Source organism: Aeromicrobium sp. PFPM2_SD2 (assembly GCF_057364525.1).
The window spans coordinates 1-1,582 of record NZ_JBNFNZ010000525.1; the positions used below are offsets into that span (position 1 = coordinate 1).

The window sequence follows — 1,582 nt, forward strand, 5'->3', positions numbered from 1 at the left end:
CGAGAGCAGCGCGGCGGCGGCCTCGTTCGGCCCGGGCTCGAGCACCGCGCGCAGGTCGGGCGCGGCGCCGGCGAGCACGACGAGGCTGGCCTCGTTGGTGTCGGCGAGCAGGATCGCGAGGTCCTCGGCCGTGCCGACGCCCGGGAACAGCGTGGCGTCGACGCCGAGCCGCTCGAGCCGGTCCAGCGGCGGCAGCGCCGCGGTGGACGTCGTGACCACGACCTCCTGGGCCGCGGAGAGCGCTCGGTCGGAGAGCTCGTCGAGCGGGCCGATCACGACCTCGGGGGTGTGACCGGCCTCCAGCAGCGCGTCGGCACCGGCGCCGGCACCCACGAGCACCGGGCGGTACGAGCGGATGTAGCGGCGGAGCCCGGCGAGGTCGTCGGACCAGTCGTGCGTCCGGCTGACGACCAGGTACGGGCGGCCCCGGCGCGAGACGTCGAGGTACGGGATGGCGGAGCCGTCGAGCAGCAGCTCGTGCTCGCGCTGCAGGTGGTCGGCGGCGTTCGCCGAGAGGGCGGACAGCTGGGTGCGCAGGGCCTGCTCGGCCGCGCCGTGCTGCTCGCGCAGGTCGTCGAGCCGGCGCACCGTGCCCGAGGCGACCTGCTTGCTGCCCTTGTGCACGACGCCGTCGACGACGCGGACGGTGTCGCCGTTCTTGAGGTTCCAGGCGCCGGGGCCGACCTCGTCGACCAGGACGACGCCGGCGCGGGTCAGCACGAGCGGCCCGTTGGTCGGCAGGGTCGGCGAGACCGAGGAGACGACGTTGAGCACGACCGCGACGCCGCGGTCGGCCAGCTCCTCGGCGCGGCGCCGGTCCAGGTCCGGCTGCTCGATGACGACGACGTCGCCGGGACCGACCTTGTCGCCCACCGCACGCAGGTCGCGCTCCAGGCGCACGGTGCCGACGATCCCGCGGTCCTCGGGCTCGGACGTCGCCGGCTCGGGTGCGGGGGTGGCGGTGCGCGTGACGGTCGGCGTGGGCTCGGCCGTCGTCGTCGGGGTCGTCGGGTCGGAGGTCTCGCCGGCCTCGGCCGGCACGTCCTCGGACTTGCGGTGGCGGATCTTCATCCCTGCCATCGTCGCACGCAGACCCCCGAGATCCCGGGGTTCGCGCCGGGCGTGTCCGCGCTACTCGCGGGCCAGGTCGAGCAGCTCGCGGGCGTGGGCCTGGGCGGCGGCGGAGTCGTCCTGGCCGGCCAGCATGCGCGCCAGCTCGTCGACGCGTGCCTCGCCCTCGAGCACGACCACCGCGCTGCGGGTGACGACGCCGTCGTCGTCCTTCTGCACGTGGAAGTGGTGGTCGGCGAACGCCGCGACCTGCGGCAGGTGGGTGACGGCCAGCACCTGCGAGCGCCGCGCCAGCCGGGCCAGCCGGCGGCCGACCTCGACCGCCGCACGTCCGCCGATGCCGGCGTCGACCTCGTCGAACACCAGCGTCGGCACGTCGCGGGCATCGACCAGCACGACCTCCAGGGCGAGCATGAGGCGCGACAGCTCGCCGCCGCTGGCGCCGCGGTGCAGGGGCGGCGGCGTCGGCGCCGTTGTTGGCGGCGAACAGCATCTCGACCTGGTCGGCGCC

Annotated in this window: 1 protein-coding gene and 1 pseudogene; both read right to left on the reverse strand. The window is 75.8% G+C overall.

Translation table 11 applies throughout. The features are described from left to right. On the reverse strand, positions 1-1,071 hold a 1,071-nt coding region (gene steA / locus AC2W7G_RS15900), incomplete at its 3' end, for a putative cytokinetic ring protein SteA (protein WP_485869294.1). A 60-nt stretch (positions 1,072-1,131) separates the two neighbouring features. Beyond that, positions 1,132-1,582 (reverse strand): annotated as a pseudogene (locus AC2W7G_RS15905) (DNA repair protein RecN); the annotation flags it as partial.